The 16,199-nt window shown below is 70.7% G+C and carries 14 protein-coding genes, 1 tRNA gene and 3 riboswitches; of the genes, 9 read left to right on the top strand and 6 right to left on the bottom strand.

Going from position 1 to position 16,199, the window contains the following annotated elements; all coding sequences use genetic code 11:
- Positions 1-77 precede the first annotated feature (77 nt).
- Entirely contained in the window at positions 78-554 is a 477-nt protein-coding gene (locus HNR16_RS14240) for a hypothetical protein (RefSeq protein ID WP_158041379.1), read from the top strand.
- Positions 555-665: 111 nt separating this feature from the next.
- Positions 666-738, top strand: a tRNA-Arg gene (locus HNR16_RS14235).
- 107 nt (positions 739-845) lie between these two features.
- Here the strand turns inward: HNR16_RS14235 and HNR16_RS14230 are convergent.
- A complete protein-coding gene (locus HNR16_RS14230) occupies positions 846-1,466 on the bottom strand; it encodes a TetR/AcrR family transcriptional regulator (RefSeq protein WP_158041380.1) in 621 nt (206 codons plus the stop codon).
- 69 nt (positions 1,467-1,535) lie between these two features.
- Here HNR16_RS14230 and HNR16_RS14225 point away from each other — a divergent pair, with 69 nt between their 5' ends.
- Together HNR16_RS14225 and HNR16_RS14220 are read left to right on the top strand one after the other, a co-directional pair.
- Positions 1,536-2,822, top strand: a complete 1,287-nt coding sequence (locus HNR16_RS14225) for an MFS transporter (RefSeq protein ID WP_225737929.1) — start codon at positions 1,536-1,538, stop codon at positions 2,820-2,822.
- A 76-nt stretch (positions 2,823-2,898) separates the two neighbouring features.
- Entirely contained in the window at positions 2,899-3,912 is a 1,014-nt protein-coding gene (locus HNR16_RS14220; RefSeq protein WP_158041381.1) for an aldo/keto reductase family protein, read from the top strand.
- 204 nt (positions 3,913-4,116) lie between these two features.
- Here HNR16_RS14220 and HNR16_RS14215 read toward each other — a convergent pair whose 3' ends face one another.
- The 4 genes from HNR16_RS14215 to HNR16_RS14200 form a co-directional block, all read right to left on the bottom strand.
- A complete protein-coding gene (locus tag HNR16_RS14215) occupies positions 4,117-4,704 on the bottom strand; it encodes a PIN domain-containing protein (RefSeq protein ID WP_179558271.1) in 588 nt (195 codons plus the stop codon).
- Positions 4,705-4,745: 41 nt separating this feature from the next.
- Positions 4,746-5,156, bottom strand: a complete 411-nt coding sequence (locus tag HNR16_RS18670; RefSeq protein ID WP_179558270.1) for a helix-turn-helix domain-containing protein — start codon at positions 5,154-5,156, stop codon at positions 4,746-4,748.
- 274 nt (positions 5,157-5,430) lie between these two features.
- Positions 5,431-6,045: a riboflavin synthase gene (locus HNR16_RS14205; protein ID WP_158041384.1), complete on the bottom strand. Its 615-nt coding sequence runs from the start codon at positions 6,043-6,045 to the stop codon at positions 5,431-5,433.
- 103 nt (positions 6,046-6,148) lie between these two features.
- Positions 6,149-6,270: riboswitch (FMN riboswitch) on the bottom strand.
- A 257-nt stretch (positions 6,271-6,527) separates the two neighbouring features.
- Positions 6,528-6,752: a hypothetical protein gene (locus tag HNR16_RS14200; RefSeq protein WP_158041385.1), complete on the bottom strand. Its 225-nt coding sequence runs from the start codon at positions 6,750-6,752 to the stop codon at positions 6,528-6,530.
- Positions 6,753-7,619: 867 nt separating this feature from the next.
- On the opposite strand from HNR16_RS14200, the gene HNR16_RS14195 reads away from it, so the two are divergent.
- On the top strand, positions 7,620-9,158 hold the full coding sequence (locus HNR16_RS14195) for an MFS transporter (protein ID WP_158041386.1): 1,539 nt from the start codon (positions 7,620-7,622) through the stop codon (positions 9,156-9,158).
- Positions 9,159-9,306: 148 nt separating this feature from the next.
- Here the strand turns inward: HNR16_RS14195 and HNR16_RS14190 are convergent, their stop codons facing one another.
- The gene (locus HNR16_RS14190) at positions 9,307-9,636 is read right to left on the bottom strand and encodes a hypothetical protein (RefSeq protein WP_158041387.1); all 330 of its coding nucleotides are present in this window, start codon (positions 9,634-9,636) and stop codon (positions 9,307-9,309) included.
- Between the two features lie 165 nt (positions 9,637-9,801).
- A riboswitch (glycine riboswitch) is annotated at positions 9,802-9,900 on the top strand.
- Between the two features lies 1 nt (position 9,901).
- Positions 9,902-9,985, top strand: a riboswitch (glycine riboswitch).
- 51 nt (positions 9,986-10,036) lie between these two features.
- Here HNR16_RS14190 and gcvP point away from each other — a divergent pair.
- The 4 genes from gcvP (at position 10,037) to HNR16_RS14170 (ending at position 16,098) form a co-directional block, all read left to right on the top strand.
- Positions 10,037-12,970: an aminomethyl-transferring glycine dehydrogenase gene (gene gcvP / locus HNR16_RS14185; RefSeq protein WP_158041388.1), complete on the top strand. Its 2,934-nt coding sequence runs from the start codon at positions 10,037-10,039 to the stop codon at positions 12,968-12,970.
- A complete protein-coding gene (gene gcvT / locus HNR16_RS14180) occupies positions 12,967-14,235 on the top strand; it encodes a glycine cleavage system aminomethyltransferase GcvT (protein WP_158041389.1) in 1,269 nt (422 codons plus the stop codon). The genes gcvP and gcvT overlap by 4 nt, the downstream gene beginning before the upstream one ends.
- 4 nt (positions 14,236-14,239) lie before the next feature.
- Positions 14,240-14,623, top strand: a complete 384-nt coding sequence (gcvH, locus tag HNR16_RS14175; RefSeq protein ID WP_158041390.1) for a glycine cleavage system protein GcvH — start codon at positions 14,240-14,242, stop codon at positions 14,621-14,623.
- A gap of 482 nt (positions 14,624-15,105) precedes the next feature.
- Entirely contained in the window at positions 15,106-16,098 is a 993-nt protein-coding gene (locus tag HNR16_RS14170) for a siderophore ABC transporter substrate-binding protein (protein ID WP_158041391.1), read from the top strand.
- Positions 16,099-16,199: the final 101 nt, after the last annotated feature.

Raw genomic sequence — 16,199 nt, 5'->3', positions numbered from 1 at the left:
CATGGATGCACATCGGCCCCCGCGGCGACGAATCCGGTCGCAGTGTCTCGGGGGCTTTCGGCATGAACGGAGCGCGCTTGTCAAACGATCGTCTTTCCACCCCCGATTCGGCAGGCATGCGGTGGCTGGTGGCCGCCGCGGCCGCTGTGGCGTTGATGGGCTCGGTGCTCGGCACGGCGCTCGACGACCGGGCGGCGGCGGAAGCGGCGTACGGCGCGCAGCCGGCGGCGTCGACGTCCGTGGAGCAGACGGAGACCCCGGCGACGGGCACGCCGGAGCCGACGGCGCCCGCGACCCAGCCGACCGAGACGAGCGTGCCGCAGGAGACGACGCAGCCGACGACGGGCACCGAGGACGGCACGGACCAGAACCCGACGAACACCGGAACCGGGCCGGTCAACACGGGCGGAACGGGCACCGGCGGCGGGACGGGCAGCACGACCGGCACGGACGGCTCGGGAACCAGCGGGACGGGGAACAACAACGAGGCGCCCGGATCGGGGACGGGCGAGCAGGGCGGATCGTCGGGCGGTCACTCGACGACCGCGCCGTGACGTCCCGCCCGTGCGACGCGCCCGGCCGACGCCGCGACGCGCCGGATTTGCCGAGGCGAGCGGCTCGCGTGTAGGGTTACGTAGTCCGCTTCGCGAGAGCGCGGTGGGTGTGCGCCCGTAGCTCAACGGATAGAGCATCTGACTACGGATCAGAAGGTTGGGGGTTCGAATCCCTCCGGGCGCGCTCTGTGTTGAGACAGTCGACGAAGGCCCCTCCAAAAGAGGGGCCTTCGTCGTTCTCGTGATCCCTGGCCGCCGGTCCGCCCGACGAGGCGAGGGTCGGTGACCGTCTCAGTCCTCGGCGGTGGATCGTGCCGAGCCCGGAGCCCAACCGGATTCGAGGATGCTGAACGATGCGCGGAGCATGCCGTCCGGGTCGGGTGAGGCGTTCATGAGCTGCCAGACCTGCAGGACGAAGCGGCAGAACGCGCGCGTCTGATCGTCCGGCTCGGTCTCGCCGAGTTCTGCCGCGATGGTCGCGGCCAGCGCGTCCTCGTGCTGCACCCACATCTTCGCCTCGAACTCTGCGAGCGCCGGCGTCTCGCGCACGAGGGTGCCGAACTGGGCGATCGCCTCGTGGGGGAACTTCCCGGCGAAGGCGATCATGTCGTCGTACTCCTTGCGGAAGCAGGCTTCGAGCGCCGTCGTGATGTCGGTTCCGGCCGGCCGGTCACGGACCGCGGCGACGAGGAGTTCGCGCTGCGCATCGCCCTCGTCGAACACGAGGGCCTCCTTCTGCGGGAAGTGGGCGAACACCGTCGTCGGCGAGACGTCGGCGGCGTCCGCGATCTCGCGGATGCTCACCTGATCGAAGCCGCGCTCGAGGAACATCATCGTCGCGATGTCCGAGATGTGCTTGCGGGTCGCCGCCTTCTTCCGCTCGCGGCGGCCGATCGGTGCGGGCTCGGTCATGGCTCCATCGTACGCACGAACGGCCAGAAACTGTATTGACACCAAAACTGGTACGGTTACAGTGTTGGTATGGATTCACCTTCTGTTCCGATCCAGATGGATGCGCGTGCCGCTCGCCGCGCCTGGATCATGCTCGTCGTCCTGACCGCGCTCGCCGCCTCCGGGATGACCGTCGTCCTCCCCGTCCTGCCCTTCGTCGTGCTCCGCTACACCAACCAGTCGGACCTCGCGCTCTGGGTCGGCCTCCTCGAGGCCGTCAACGCACTGTGCGCCTTCATCGTCGCGCCGATCCTGGGGCGCCTCTCCGATCGCTACGGCCGACGCCCCGTCATCATCGTCGCCGCCTTCGGAGCCGTCATCGGCTACGCGCTCTTCGGCCTCGGTGGCGCCCTCTGGGTGCTCCTCCTCGGCCGCGTCATCCAGGGCCTCACGGCCGGTGATCTGCCCGCCCTGTTCGCCTACCTCGCGGACATCACGCCGCCCGAACAGCGCGCCAAGCGTTTCGGCCTGCTCGGCGCGATCACGGGCGTCGCGACGATGGTCGCCCCCGCGCTCGGTGGGCTGCTCGCCGCGATCGACGTCGATCTGCCCGTCTTCGCCACCGCGGGCATCGCCCTCGTGTCGGCGATCCTGGCGATCTTCGTGCTGCCCGAGAGCCTCCCGCCCGAGCGACGCGTCACGACCGTCCGGCTCCGCACGCTGCACCCGTTCGCGGTCTTCCGGACGGCGTTCGCCCGCGCGGAACTTCGGCCCCTGCTGATCGGCTTCGCGCTCCTGCTGCTCCCGTTCGGCATGTTCGTCAACAACTTCAGCGTGCTCGCGCTCGATGCCGTCCAGTGGGACGCGACGCGCGTGGGATTCGTCGTCGCGGCCGTCGGCATCGTCGACATCGTCATCCAGGGCGCCCTGCTGCCGCTGCTGCTCCGGCGCCTGGGGGAGCGCGGCGTCGTCATCGCCGGTGCGATCGCGCAGGCCGCCGGGCTCGCGGCGCTCGCGATCGTCGCATCGCTCCTCGCCCAGCCGTGGCTCTTCGTCGTCGGGGCCCTTGTCATCGCCGCCGGCCAGGGCGCGACGCAGGCCTCGATGGACGGCGTCATGTCCAACTCGGTCGCGGACGACGAGCAGGGGTGGATCGCGGGCGTCGGCCAGTCGATCAGCTCCGGGACCGGCATGATCGCGCCGGTCCTCGCCGGTCTGCTCTACGCGGGCGTCGCCCACGCGGCACCGTACTGGCTCGGCGTCGCGCTCGTGGTCGCCGCCGTGATCGTGCTCGCCCGGGCGCGGTTCGCGACGCCGAGCAGGCCCGTGCCGGACGCCGGAGTCGTGCCGACGGACGTCGGGACCCGGAAGCCCTGAGCACGATCGAGGGGCCGCGCCGTCACATGCGCTCACACGGCGACGGCCGGCCATGCCGAGGGCCTAGCCTCAAGCAATGGTCAACTATCGCTATCTCGGCAACAGCGGCTTCAAGATCTCGGAGATCACCTACGGCAACTGGCTGACCCACGCCTCGCAGGTGGCAAACGATGCGGCGATCGCCACGGTGCACAAGGCGCTCGACCTCGGCATCACGACGTTCGACACGGCCGACACCTACGCCAACACGGCGGCCGAGGAGGTGCTCGCGGAGGCGCTCAAGGGGCAGCGTCGCGAGTCGCTCGAGATCTTCACGAAGGTCTACTTCCCGACGGGCCCCAAGGGAACGAACGACACCGGTCTGTCGCGCAAGCACATCCTGGACAGCATCAACGGCTCGCTGCGCCGACTCGACGTCGACCACGTCGACCTGTACCAGGCGCACCGATTCGACCACGAGACCCCGCTCGAGGAGACGTTCCAGGCGTTCGCCGACATCGTCCGGCAGGGCAAGGCCCTGTACATCGGCGTCAGCGAGTGGACGGCCGAGCAGCTCCGCGAGGGGCACGCCCTCGCCTCGCAGCTCGGCATCCAGCTCATCTCGAACCAGCCGCAGTACTCCGCGCTCTGGCGTGTCATCGAGGGCAGGGTCGTACCGACGAGCGCGGAGCTCGGCATCTCGCAGATCGTGTGGTCGCCGCTCGCGCAGGGCATCCTGACGGGCAAGTACCTGCCCGGGCAGCCCGTGCCCGAGGGTTCGCGCGCGACCGACGAGCACGGCGGGTCCGAGTTCATCAAGCGCTTCCTGCGCGACGACGTGCTCGAGGCCGTGCAGCGGCTGCGTCCCATCGCGGACGAGGCAGGCCTGACCCTCGCGCAGCTCTCGCTCGCCTGGGTGCTGCACAACCCCAATGTCGCCGCGACGATCGTCGGCGCCTCCCGCCCCGAGCAGCTCGAGGACACGGTCAAGGCGTCGGGCGTCGTCCTCGACGACGAGGTCGTCGCGCGTATCGACGAGGTGCTCGCACCCGTGGCCGTCACCGACCCCGAGCGCACGTACGAGTCGTCCCCGACCACGCGGCTCGTGTAGCGAGGTCGAGCGGAGCCGAAGCGCCGGAGGTGTGGAGGCGGGCGGCGCGTCGCGGTCGTGGCGCACCGCCCGGTGCTCCGGCAGGAGTGAAGCGCGGTAGACGGCAAGCGAGTGCGAACGACCGCAGGATGGCGGTGGTCCCTCGCCCCGATCCGGACGATCCTCGGCCCGGTTCTTCGGACTCGGCCCGGGTGTCGAGGTCGCTCAGTGGCGGCGACGTCGAGTCGCACGTGGGAGTGCTGCTACACCACTCTGGTGACGCAGGTGTTCCTCGATACACCCGGCGAACGTCGGGCATCCTGCATCACGGAGCGCCTGATCGAGTGTCTTCCCGTAACCGCGCCGCTCCGCGTAGCCGCGTTGCTCTCGAACGACGGCAGAAACCGCACGCGGTGCGGAGTCGTTGGCCAATGTGAGAAAAGCGTCGGGTGTGGAGATCTCGTAGGGGAGTTCGTCTCCGGGCATCTCCAGCAGGCCCGCATCGGACGTCACGAGGTAATCCGCCCGCCCATCGACGGCCGCGGCATGAACATGTCCGTCGTGAGGATCTTTGCCTGGGTAGCTCGCGTCGATCCTGTAATCGGCGATGATCTCATCCATGTTCTCGCGGAGATGCTCGGCGAGCCGGGTAATGTCGCCGCCGTCGGCATGAGGGCGGCTTCGACGGAAGTGATAGAGCACCTCGGTGAGGATGTCCTCGGTGGTGAGGACGACGTACATTCCGTCGGCCTCCAGACGAAGCATGAGCATCCAGTCGCGCAGTGTCCTCGAATACAGGACGTTTGCGTCCACGAGTACTCGTTGTACGCCCACACCGGGAGCGTAGCGCCGATCTAGATCCCGCCCAGGTTGTCCGACGCGTCACGAAGTGCGTCGAAAGCGGCCCGCTTCTCGTGGCGTCGGGCTTCCGCGAACTCGAGCACGGAAACGGTCGGGATCCGGGTGTGGGTGCCGACCTTGCGCGCGGGCAGTCGCCCCTCCTGGACCATTTTCATGATCGTGGGTCGAGACAGGCCGATGAGTTCCGCGGCAGCGGTCGTCGTGAGTTCGTCCGGGAACGATCGGACGATCGTGGTGGCTCCGCAGGCGGCGCGTTCGATGACATGCAGAATGAAAGCCGCCAACTGCGGAGGAACAGCGCGTGACGTGCCGGCCGCCGTGATCGTGATCGCGTCCGGTTCGTCGTCGCGCAAATCCTCCATGACGGAGACGGCCGCCTCTTGAATGGTGTCGTCGGCGATCACGGTCTCGTGGCCGAGTGTCGTGAGTCCCATTGCCGACTTCCTTCCCTGCGCGAAGCGAGGCGCCGCGTCCGCTGTGCAAGATGTGACACGCGGACGGCGCTGTCGCCGTGACCGACTCCGGTCAACACGGTGGATTGCGTGGTGCGCGGGGCCGATCGCGTCCGGCTTGCCTCATGCTAGATCGCTTGCACCTGTATCTGCAACCTTGGGCTGCCGTGGAATCCGCCCGTGGGCACGCGGCCGGTACGGCGAGCCTGCAGCGCCACCGCGAGGCTCAGTCGTCCCCGGGTCGTGTCACCGACGCGGTCTCGAGCAGTCGCTCGACGTGGCGGGCGAGGACGTCGGTCTCGATGTTGACGGTGTCGCCCGGAGTGAGGGTGGCGAGCGTCGTTGCGGTCCGTGTCTCGGGGATGAGTGACACCTCGAACCAGTCCGTGCCGAGCGCGCTCACCGTGAGCGACACGCCCTGCACGGCGACCGAGCCCTTCGTGACGATGCGGCGCGCGTGCTCGGCATCGAGCGTGAAGCGCACGACGGTCCAGCGCTCCGCCACGACGAGCGACACCACCTCCGCGGTCGTGTCGACGTGGCCCTGGACGATGTGGCCGCCGAGCCGGTCGCCCACGCGCATCGCGCGCTCGAGGTTCACCTGATCCTCCGGGCGCAGCTCGCCGAGCGTCGAGGCGCGCAGCGTCTCGCGCATGACGTCGGCGGTGAACCGCTCGGCGTCGTGATCGACGACCGTGAGGCACACCCCGTCGACCGCGATCGAATCACCCGTCGACGCATCGCTCACCGCGAGCGGTGCCGCGATCGTGATGCGAGCGTCCTCGGCACGCACCTCGATCCGCTCGACGCGCCCCAACTCCTCGACGATTCCCGTGAACATCGTCAGCCCTCGTTTCCGTGGCACTCCGGGGTGAGTCCCTCGGGCGGGCGCGACCGGAGCTCGTGCCACCGTCGTCGAACGACGGCCGGACGACCCGTGCCCGCACATGCGCCTCCCATCCGGACTTTGACCGTCGGTCCCGGAATTCCACCGGATCGACCGCCAGGTAGGCGGGTCGCGGACTGTCACCGCCGGTTCGGAATCGCACCGACCCCGGAGCATGTAGCGCGGTCAGCGTAACCGACGCGCGCGTCCTCCGGCACCCCACGACCGGGCCGGCCTCGCCCACGCGCGAGCACACACGACGCCACGGGGCGTCGGCGACGCGGTGCACTGCGCCGTTCCCCGGCTCGCGTCCCGCCGACCCGAACGCGCCACACCTCGTCGACCTGACGTCGCGTGACGCGAACCGACCGCGCATGACCTCGATGGGCGGCCGGTTTCGCCGCTCGACGGCCCGCCGAGCTCCCAGGTGGTCGGCGTCAGCGCGTCGAGCCCGCCCGTGCCGTGCCCTGCCCTCGCCCTCGCCGTCGAACCCTCGCCCTCGCCGTCGAACCCTCGCTCATCGTGCTCGACGGACCGGTCTCGGCGCTCGACGTGCCGTGCAGGCGCAGATCCTCGACCTCCTCGTCGAGACGCAGGAACGGCTCGGCGTGAGCTACCTGCTCATCACCCACGATCTCGCGGTCCTCCGCAGCATCACCCACGGTGCCGCCTGCTCGATCGGGGGTGCGTGCGGGAGGCCGGGACGAGCGAGCAGGTGCACTTCCACCCCCGCGCCGAGTACACGAAGCGCCTCGTCGCGGCGGTCCCCCTGTGACGAGGAACCGGGGCCCCGCGCGGATGTCCCGGGTCAGTGACCGCGGGCACGGGCTCCCACGCCCGGTAGCCCCTCCGGCGGGAAATCCCCGCCGCAGCACCCTTCACGGTCGGGAGGAATTGCTGCGCGCGCTCGGTCGGCATGCAGCTCGCCGTCGCCGACACGCTCACGGCGCCGATGACGGCACCCGACGCGGTCACTTCGACATGTCGGTCGACTATTCCGACACGCCCGGACCCACGGTTCGACACGACACGCGCTGAACACCCTGGTCGCCCCGACGGAGCCCCCGTCGCAGCGGCATGCCTCCACGACTGGGACAGGTGCCGCTGTCGGGTCCCCGCAGCTTCGAGAGCCCGTGGGCCCGCTGATGGTGCGAGACGACCGAGCGGCCGGACCTGCGCGCCGTGTTCGGCACCGAAAGGGGCCCCGACCCGGGTGTGGGCGACGCCGCGACGGAGCCGCCCCCTCTCGCTCTCGCCGACTACCTCGCCGTGCTGGAGACCGCGGGCTACCGCGTCGCGTCGATCACGACGATCGGAGGGAGCCACGTCGTGCGCGCGGATCCAATCGAGCCGGTGACAGTCGATCGACGTGACTGACGCGGCTGCCCCGCGATCTTCGGGCTTGCATCCCTCGAGACGCTCGGCATACTTGTGAGTCCGTCGTCGGGCCGCTCACCCGCGCGGTCGAGCCACTCGCGCCCCGCCGGACGCGATCCTGGCCGGATCGGAAGCGAGCGCGAGGAGTTCCCATGACCGACGAGCCCATCCAGCGAACCGCCGACGACGCCGGTCGACCCGGGCGACAGCGACGCCTCGAGGTCGACGACGTCATCGTCGTCAACCCGAAGAGCATCCGGAAGGCCATCGGCGGCACCGTCGTCGGCAACTTCATGGAGTGGTACGACTTCGGGATCTATGGCTACCTCGCCGTCACCATGACGACCGTCTTCACCGAGGGCATGGACGAGCGCATGGGCCTGCTCGTCACGCTCTTCGGCTTCGCGGTCTCGTTCCTCGTGCGCCCGATCGGCGGGCTCGTGCTGGGTCCGCTCGGCGACCGGCTCGGTCGTCAGCGCGTCCTGTTCTTCACGATGGCGCTCATGGCGATCTCGACCGCGCTCATCGGCCTGCTCCCCACCGCCGCGCAGATGGGCCTCTGGGTCATCGTGCCCCTCTACCTGCTCAAGATGCTGCAGGGCTTCTCCACGGGCGGCGAGTTCGCCGGCGCATCCACCTACGTCGCCGAGTTCTCGCCCGACCGCGCCCGTGGCTTCTGGTCGTCGCTGCTGCAGGTCGGCTCTTACCTCGGCTTCGCCGCGGGTGCCGCGACCGTCGCGATCACCACCTGGATCACGACCTCGCTCGCGGGCGACAACGCGATGCTCGACTTCGGCTGGCGCATCCCCTTCCTCCTCGCGATCCCCCTCGGCATCGTCGCGATCTGGTTCCGCGCCCGCATCCCCGAGACGCCGAGCTTCGAGGCGAGCGAGGCCGCGAACGCGGACTCGAAGGACGAGGTCGAGGACGCCGCGGCCCGCGCCCGACGCGACGACGACCCGCTCGCACGTCACGGCATCCTCGGCGTGCTCCGCCACCACTGGCGCTCCGTGCTCATCGGCATCGCGATCGTCTCCGCCGAGCTCACCGTCGCGTACGCGCTCACGAGCTACATGCCGACGTACCTCGAGAAGGAGGTCGGCCTCTCGACGCTCGACGCGGCGATCGCGACCGTCCCCGTCCTCATCGTGATGTCGCTCCTGCTGCCGTTCATCGGTCGCCTCTCCGACCGCATCGGTCGCAAGCCCGTCTACACGATCGCCGTCGTCTCGAGCCTCGTCCTGCTCGTGCCCGCGTTCGCGATCATGCAGATCGGCCAGGAGTGGGCCGTGTTCATCGCGCTCGCCATGGTCGCGATCCCGACCGCGTTCTACGTGTCGCTCACCGCATCCGCCCTGCCCGCGCTGTTCCCGACCGCGTCGCGCTTCACGGGCATGGGCATCACGTACAACCTCGCCGCATCGCTCTTCGGCGGGACGACGCCGCTGTTCAGCCAGGGCCTCATCGAGCTGACCGGCAACACGTTCATGCCCGCGTTCTACATCATGCTGTTCGCGGCACTCGCGGGCGTCGCACTCATGTTCATGCCCGAGTCCGGCAAGCGACCGCTCATCGGCTCGCTCCCGACCGTCACGACGTCGAGCGAGGCCGAGGACCTCGTTCGAGGTCAGGACACGAACGAGTTCCTCGACACGAGCACCATGCCGCTCGTCACGCGACGCGACAGCTGAGCACGCACGACGCCGGACCCCACGAGACGTGTGGCCCGGCGTCGTCGTTCGTGGGTGTCGTCGCCGGGACCGGCGGGTTCGTGCTCCGCGCCGCAGCGGACCGCACGACCGGGAGCCGAGCCGAGGCCCATCGGGCCGAGCCGCGCCGTCAGGCGACGTTCGCGCCGGTCCGCTCGCGCTCGCCGGCGTCCGACCGGTCCGGCCCGTCGGTATCCGTGGTGGCAATCGTCGCCGTCGCGGCCGCCTTCACGCGCGCGCACGCGCTCCGGCGTGTGAGGGCGGCGACGCTGCGCCGCCCGACGATCAACAGGACGACCGCGGCCACGACGCCGATCAGCACCGCCCCGGGCGGGGCCACCCCCGCGAAGACCAGGAGCGACGAGGCCATGAGGGCCGTGATCGCCAGTTCGCAGCCGGGAAGTCGGCCGTTCGCGTGCCGCTGCTCCGATGCTGCAGTCGGCGTCGAGTGCGTGGACATGCCTCGACGTTACGAGCCATCCCGCCTCGACGGATCATCCGAACGGGCGAGTTGCGAGGATCGACCCTCCCTCCGTCGGGGGATCCCCGTGTCGCGTTCGGTCCGCCGGGGCCGCGGACGTGCCCCGTGTATGCTCGGCGCCGAGGCACACAATTGAACACCGCCCGCAGCGTGGCGGGAGAGTCCGCCCGGCGAGAGCCGAGCGGCGCCGTAGGAGCAACACCTCTCCGGGAATCTCTCAGGCACCCGTACCGCCACGCCAGGGCACTCTGGAAAGCAGTCGACGCGCGTCGGCTCACCGACGGTGCAAGTCCGCGAGGACGGAATCTCTCAGGTCCGTGACAGAGCGGGGAGGAACTCGACATCCGTCGGCCGAACGCGGCCAGAACTTGGAGTTCCCATGATCCGCCCCCACGAGGCGACCTTCGCAGACCGACACATCGGCTCGCGACGAGCCGACGAGGTCGACCGCATGCTCACGACCGTCGGCTTCGACTCCCTCGACGCGCTCGCGGCCGCCGCCGTTCCGCCGTCCATCGCGCTCGACGGGCCGCTCGAGCTCCCCGCCGGGCGCACCGAGGCCGAGGTGCTCGCGGCGCTGCGCGATCTCGCCGCCCGGAACACCACGCGCGTGCAGATGATCGGACAGGGCTACTCGGACACGATCACGCCTGCCGTCATCCGTCGCGGCATCGTCGAGAACCCCGCCTGGTACACGGCGTACACGCCCTACCAGCCCGAGATCTCGCAGGGCCGTCTCGAAGCGCTCCTCAACTTCCAGACCGCCGTCGCCGATCTCACCGGTCTCGAGATCGCGGGCGCCTCGCTCCTCGACGAGGCCACCGCCGTCGCAGAGGCCGTACTGCTCATGCGCCGCGCGAACGGCCGCGGTGAGGCCGGCGACGGGGTGACGGTGCTCGACGCGAACCTCCACCCCCAGTCGATCGCGATCGTCCGTGCGCGTGCGCTCGCGCTCGGCTTCGAGGTCGTCACGACCGACCTGGCCGGTGGCCTGCCGGACGGTCCCGTCAACGGGCTCGTGATCCAGCAGCCCGGTACCGACGGCAACGTTTCCGACGCGAGCGAGCTCATCGCCTCGGCGCACGAGCGTGGCGCGCTCGTGACCGTCGCGACCGATCTGCTCGCGCTCACGCTCCTCACGCCCCCCGGCGAGCAGGGTGCCGACATCGCGGTCGGCAGCGCCCAGCGCTTCGGGGTGCCGCTGTTCGCGGGCGGTCCGCACGCCGCGTTCATGTCGGTTCGGAAGGGGCTCGAGCGCCAGCTGCCGGGGCGCCTCGTCGGCGTCTCGACGGACGCGGCGGGTCGCCCCGCGTACCGCCTCGCACTGCAGACCCGCGAGCAGCACATCCGGCGGGAGCGCGCGACATCGAACATCTGCACGGCGCAGGCACTGCTCGCGATCGTCGCCGGCGCGTACGCCGTCCACCACGGCCCCGAGGGCCTCGCCGCGATCGCGCAGCGCGTGCACGAACACGCGCTCGACCTCGCCCGCCGCCTGACCGCCGCGGGTGCGACGGTGACGCGCACGAGTTTCTTCGACACCGTCACGATCCGCGTCCCCGGCCGCGCTGCCGCGATCGTGGCGGCGGCGGACGAGGTGGGCATCAACCTGCGACACGTCGACGCCGACGCGGTGGGCATCGCGTGCGACGAGACGACGACCGTGGAGATCGTCGATCGCCTCGTCGAGGCCGTCGCGAGCGTGCTCGGCGACGGCGACGGCGATGTCCGCCCGGGCGGCGAGGACGTGGCCGCCGCATTCGGCATCGACCCTGCGCTTCGCCGCACGAGCGAGTTCCTCACGCACCCCGTCTTCCACGAGTACCGCTCCGAGACGCGCCTCATGCGCTACCTGCGGCGCCTCGCCGACCGCGATCTCGCGCTCGACCGGACGATGATCCCCCTCGGCTCGTGCACGATGAAGCTCAACGCCGCCGTCGAGATGGAGGCCATCACGTGGCCGGCGTTCGCCTTGATCCACCCGTTCGCGCCCGCCGCGCAGACCGTCGGCTGGGACGAACTCGTCGCCGATCTCGAGGCACGGCTCGCGACCGTCACGGGCTACGACCGCGTCTCGATCCAGCCGAACGCGGGATCGCAGGGCGAGCTCGCGGGCCTCCTCGCGATCCGCGGCTACCACCGCTCGCGCGGCGAGGCCGAGCGCGACGTGTGCCTCATCCCCGCCTCCGCACACGGCACGAACGCCGCCTCGGCCGTGCTCGCGGGGCTTCGCGTCGTGGTCGTCGCGACCGCCGCCGACGGCACGATCGACCTCGACGACCTCGCGGCGAAACTCACCGCACACGAGGGACGCGTCGCGGCGATCATGATCACCTACCCCTCCACCCACGGCGTCTTCGAAGCCGATGTGCGTGAGGTGTGCGACACGGTGCACGCCGCGGGCGGCCAGGTGTACATCGACGGCGCGAACATGAACGCGCTCGTCGGCCTCGCGAAGCCCGGTGAGTTCGGTGGCGACGTGTCGCACCTCAACCTGCACAAGACGTTCTGCATCCCCCACGGCGGCGGTGGTCCCGGCGTCGGGCCCGTCGCGGTACGCGAGCACCTCGCACCGTTCCTGCCCGCCGACGCGACCACGTGGGAGCCGGACGACGAGGGCGGTGTGCCCGTCTCGGCATCGCGCTCCGGCTCGGCCGGCGTCCTGCCGATCTCGTGGGCCTACCTCGAGCTCATGGGCGGCGAGGGGCTCACCGAGGCGACGCGCGCGGCGCTCCTGACCGCGAACTACGTCGCGAAGCGGCTCGACCCGTTCTTCCCCGTGCTCTACACCGACGAGCAGGGGCTCGTCGCGCACGAGTGCATCCTCGACCTGCGCGCCCTCACGAAGCGCACCGGGGTGACGGCGGAGGACGTCGCGAAGCGGCTCATCGACTTCGGGTTCCACGCGCCGACGCTCTCGTTCCCCGTCGCCGGGACCCTCATGGTGGAGCCGACCGAGTCGGAGGACCTGACCGAACTCGACCGCTTCGTCGACGCGATGATCGCGATCCGTGCCGAGATCGACGAGATCGCCGACGGCACGATCGACGTCGCCGACTCGCCGCTGCGGCACGCACCGCACACGAGTGCCGACGTCGTGAGCGATACGTGGGAGCGCGCGTACTCGCGCGAGCAGGCCGCGTTCCCCGGCCGCGTCGACCGGCAGGACAAGTACTTCCCGCCCGTGAGCCGGATCGACGCCGCGAGGGGCGACCGCAATCTCGTGTGTTCGTGCCCGCCCATCGAGGCGCTCGCCGAGAACGCGGACGACGTCCCGCCCGAACCCGCCCGACGCGAGGAGGTGCGCGCATGAGCGCGACCGGGACCGGCCCCCGCACGACGCCGCTGCACGCCGTGCACGAGCGCCTCGGCGCGAGCTTCACCGACTTCGGCGGCTGGAACATGCCGCTGCGCTACGGCTCCGAGACGGCCGAGCACCGTGCCGTGCGCGAGGCCGCGGGCCTGTTCGATCTCTCGCACATGGGCGAGGTCGAGATCACCGGCACCGAGGCGGGGCGCCTGCTCGACCGGGCACTCGTCGGTCGATTGTCCGCCCTCGCGGTCGGACGCGCGAAGTACTCGCTCGTCTGCACCGAGGAGGGCGGCGTCGTCGACGACGTCATCGTGTACCGGACGGGCGAGGACCGGTTCCTCGTCGTCCCGAACGCGGGCAACGCGGACAACGTCGCGGGACTCCTCGCATCGGCGGCGAACGGGCTCGACGCGCGGGTCGCCGATCTGACGGCACGGACGGCACTCGTCGCCGTGCAGGGGCCCGTCGCCGAGCGCATCCTGCTCGAGCTCGTGTCCGACGACGACGCCGACGCGGTGCGGGAGCTGCGCTACTACGCCGCGATCCCGCTGACCGTCGCCGGGGTCGATGCCCTCGTCGCGCGCACCGGGTACACGGGCGAGGACGGGTTCGAGCTGTTCGCCGACGCGGACGGGGCCGAACGGCTGTGGGACGCGGTCGCGGCTGCCGGCGCACCGGTCGGCCTCGTTCCCGCCGGGCTCGCGGCGCGCGACTCCCTCCGGCTCGAGGCAGGCATGCCGCTCTACGGCCACGAGCTCGACCTCGATCGCTCGCCGTACGAGGCGGGACTCGACCGCGTCGTCGTGCTCGACAAGCCCGAACCGTTCACGGGCTCGCGAGCGCTCGCCGCGCACGCGGCCGAGGGGCGGGGCACCACGAGCGGCCGGACGCTCGTCGGCCTGCGCGGCACCGGCCGCCGCGCCGCGCGCGCCGGGTACGCCGTGCAGCTCGACGGCGAGGTCGTCGGCGAGGTGACCTCCGGCCAGCCGAGCCCGACCCTCGGCGTACCCATCGCCCTCGCCTACGTCGACATCGCGCACGCCGAGCCGGGGACGGCGCTCGACGTCGACGTGCGTGGCCGCGCCGAGCCGTTCGAGGTCGCCACGCTGCCCTTCCTGCCGCGCCCGAAGCGGCCGAGCGCGACGCCGACGGCGACCGGCGCGACGAGCCCGGCCGAACCGCCCCAGGCAGCAGCCGCACAGCCACAGGATCCCGCGCAACCGCCCCAGAACCCCGCACAGCCGACCGAGAACGCAGGAGCGTGACCAGATGACCGACATCCGAACCGACCGACGCTATTCCGAGGACCACGAGTGGGTGCTGCCCCTCGAGGGCACGAGCGCCCGCGTCGGCGTCTCGCTCGTCGCGACCGATGCCCTCGGCGACCTCGTCTACCTCGACCTGCCCGAGGTCGGCGCGGCCGTGACCGCAGGCGTCGTGTGTGGCGAGATCGAGTCGACGAAGAGCGTCGCCGAGCTGTTCTCGCCCGTCACGGGCACGGTGCTCGAACGGAACGAGGCCGCGATCGACGACCCGACGATCGTCGGTGGCGACCCGTATGACGACGGGTGGCTGCTCGTCGTGGAGGTCACGGAGGAGGGCCCCCTGCTGGACGCCGAGGCGTACACGGCGCACGCCGAGAAGACGGCCTGACCTGCTCGTCGGATCCACTGTCGGGGGTGGGTGCGCACGCCGCGCGCCCGCCTCCGACGCGTGTCCGGACGGGCGGTCACCGTGGCGACACGCGCGACGACGTGCGCGACGTGCCCACTCGCGTGTCGTGAAGGCACGAAAAGTGATGCCCCGTGAACAGGGGGCGGGCTCATGTTCACGGCCGCGCACTCGGCTCCGTCGACGATCAAGGAGAAGCGCTGGTCATGGCGGAATTCCATGAGTTCGGGCGGAGTGCCGGCCGAGCCCGTCGAGCGGCCGAGCGCGTGCGCGGTCCGTGCGGGCGCTCTGCGCGACGCGACAGGGCGCGGTTGAACGCGACGTGAAGCTTAGGTTAGCCTTGCTATATCCGCGGCGAGCTCACAGCTCCGGCCGCGGTCGACATGGGTTTCTCGCCGGTCACCGACCGACGTCTTTCGGCGTGCCCGGCGACAGAACGCCCCCTTCAGCGAGGAGACACATCTATGTCCATGAAGCGCCCACTCGCGGCCGTCGCGATCGCCGCGGCGTCCGCCCTGCTGTTCGGCGCGTGCGCGTCCGGTGACGCGGCGTCGGAACCGGTCGACTCACAGGCCGCGGCAGGCACGGTCCAGATCGAGGACAACTTCGGCACCCAGACCGTCGCGACGCCGCCGCAATCCGTCGTCGCGCTCGACAACTCGACGTTCCAGACGCTCGCCGACTGGAACATCCCGCTGAGCGCCGCCTCGCGTGCGCTCATGCCGTCGACGAACCCGTACAAGGACGACGAGTCGATCCTCGACGTCGGGACGCACCGCGAGCCGAACCTCGAGGTCATCGCCGCGGCGGAGCCCGACCTCGTCATCACCGGTGGCCGCTTCAGCGACTACTACGACGACATCAAGTCGCTCGTCCCCGACGCGACCGTCATCGACGTGAGCCCGAAGGGCGAGAAGCCCCTCGTCGACGAACTCAAGCACGGCGTCACCGTGCTCGGCGAGATCTTCGGCAAGCAGACCGAGGCGCAGGCCCTCGGTGCGGCGTTCGACTCGTCGGTGACGCGCGCGACCGAGGCCTACGACCCGGCCCAGACCGTCATGGCCGTCAACACGTCCGGTGGCGAGATCGGCTACCTCGCGCCCGGTGTCGGCCGCACGCTCGGCCCGGTCTTCGACCTGCTCTCCCTCACCCCGGCGCTCGAGGTCGAGGGGGCGAGCGACGACCACCAGGGCGACGACATCTCGGTCGAGGCCATCGCGCAGGCGAACCCCGACTGGATCCTCGTCATGGACCGCGACGCCGCGATCAACGCGAGCGAGCCCGACTTCAAGCCCGCCGCCGACGTGCTCGCGGGCAGCGAGGCGCTCGCCGGTGTGACGGCGGTGCAGCAGGACCAGATCGTCTACATGCCCGCGGACACCTACACGAACGAGTCCATCCAGACCTACACGGTCTTCCTCGGCGACTTCGCCGACGCGCTCGGCGCGAAGAAGTAGACGTCCGCCCCGCGGCGTCCCACCGGCGGTCCCGTCCTGCAGGACGGGACCGCCCGGGCGCGCCGTGACGATCACGATCCACGAACCGGGAGGCCGCAGGC

The organism is Pseudoclavibacter chungangensis, from assembly GCF_013410545.1.
GTDB lineage: Bacteria > Actinomycetota > Actinomycetes > Actinomycetales > Microbacteriaceae > Pseudoclavibacter > Pseudoclavibacter chungangensis.
This window is presented reverse-complemented; position numbering and strand designations above follow the sequence as displayed.

Excerpts from the sequence above, each read along its gene's own strand:
- HNR16_RS14230 (WP_158041380.1), bottom strand. The coding sequence starts at position 1,466 with ATGACCGAGCCCGCACCGATCGGCCGCCGCGAGCGGAAGAAGGCGGCG.
- HNR16_RS14225 (WP_225737929.1), top strand. The coding sequence starts at position 1,536 with ATGGATTCACCTTCTGTTCCGATCCAGATGGATGCGCGTGCCGCTCGC.
- HNR16_RS14220 (WP_158041381.1), top strand. The coding sequence starts at position 2,899 with ATGGTCAACTATCGCTATCTCGGCAACAGCGGCTTCAAGATCTCGGAG.
- HNR16_RS14205 (WP_158041384.1), bottom strand. The coding sequence starts at position 6,045 with ATGTTCACGGGAATCGTCGAGGAGTTGGGGCGCGTCGAGCGGATCGAG.
- HNR16_RS14195 (WP_158041386.1), top strand. The coding sequence starts at position 7,620 with ATGACCGACGAGCCCATCCAGCGAACCGCCGACGACGCCGGTCGACCC.
- HNR16_RS14190 (WP_158041387.1), bottom strand. The coding sequence starts at position 9,636 with ATGTCCACGCACTCGACGCCGACTGCAGCATCGGAGCAGCGGCACGCG.
- gcvP (WP_158041388.1), top strand. The coding sequence starts at position 10,037 with ATGATCCGCCCCCACGAGGCGACCTTCGCAGACCGACACATCGGCTCG.
- gcvT (WP_158041389.1), top strand. The coding sequence starts at position 12,967 with ATGAGCGCGACCGGGACCGGCCCCCGCACGACGCCGCTGCACGCCGTG.
- gcvH (WP_158041390.1), top strand. The coding sequence starts at position 14,240 with ATGACCGACATCCGAACCGACCGACGCTATTCCGAGGACCACGAGTGG.
- HNR16_RS14170 (WP_158041391.1), top strand. The coding sequence starts at position 15,106 with ATGTCCATGAAGCGCCCACTCGCGGCCGTCGCGATCGCCGCGGCGTCC.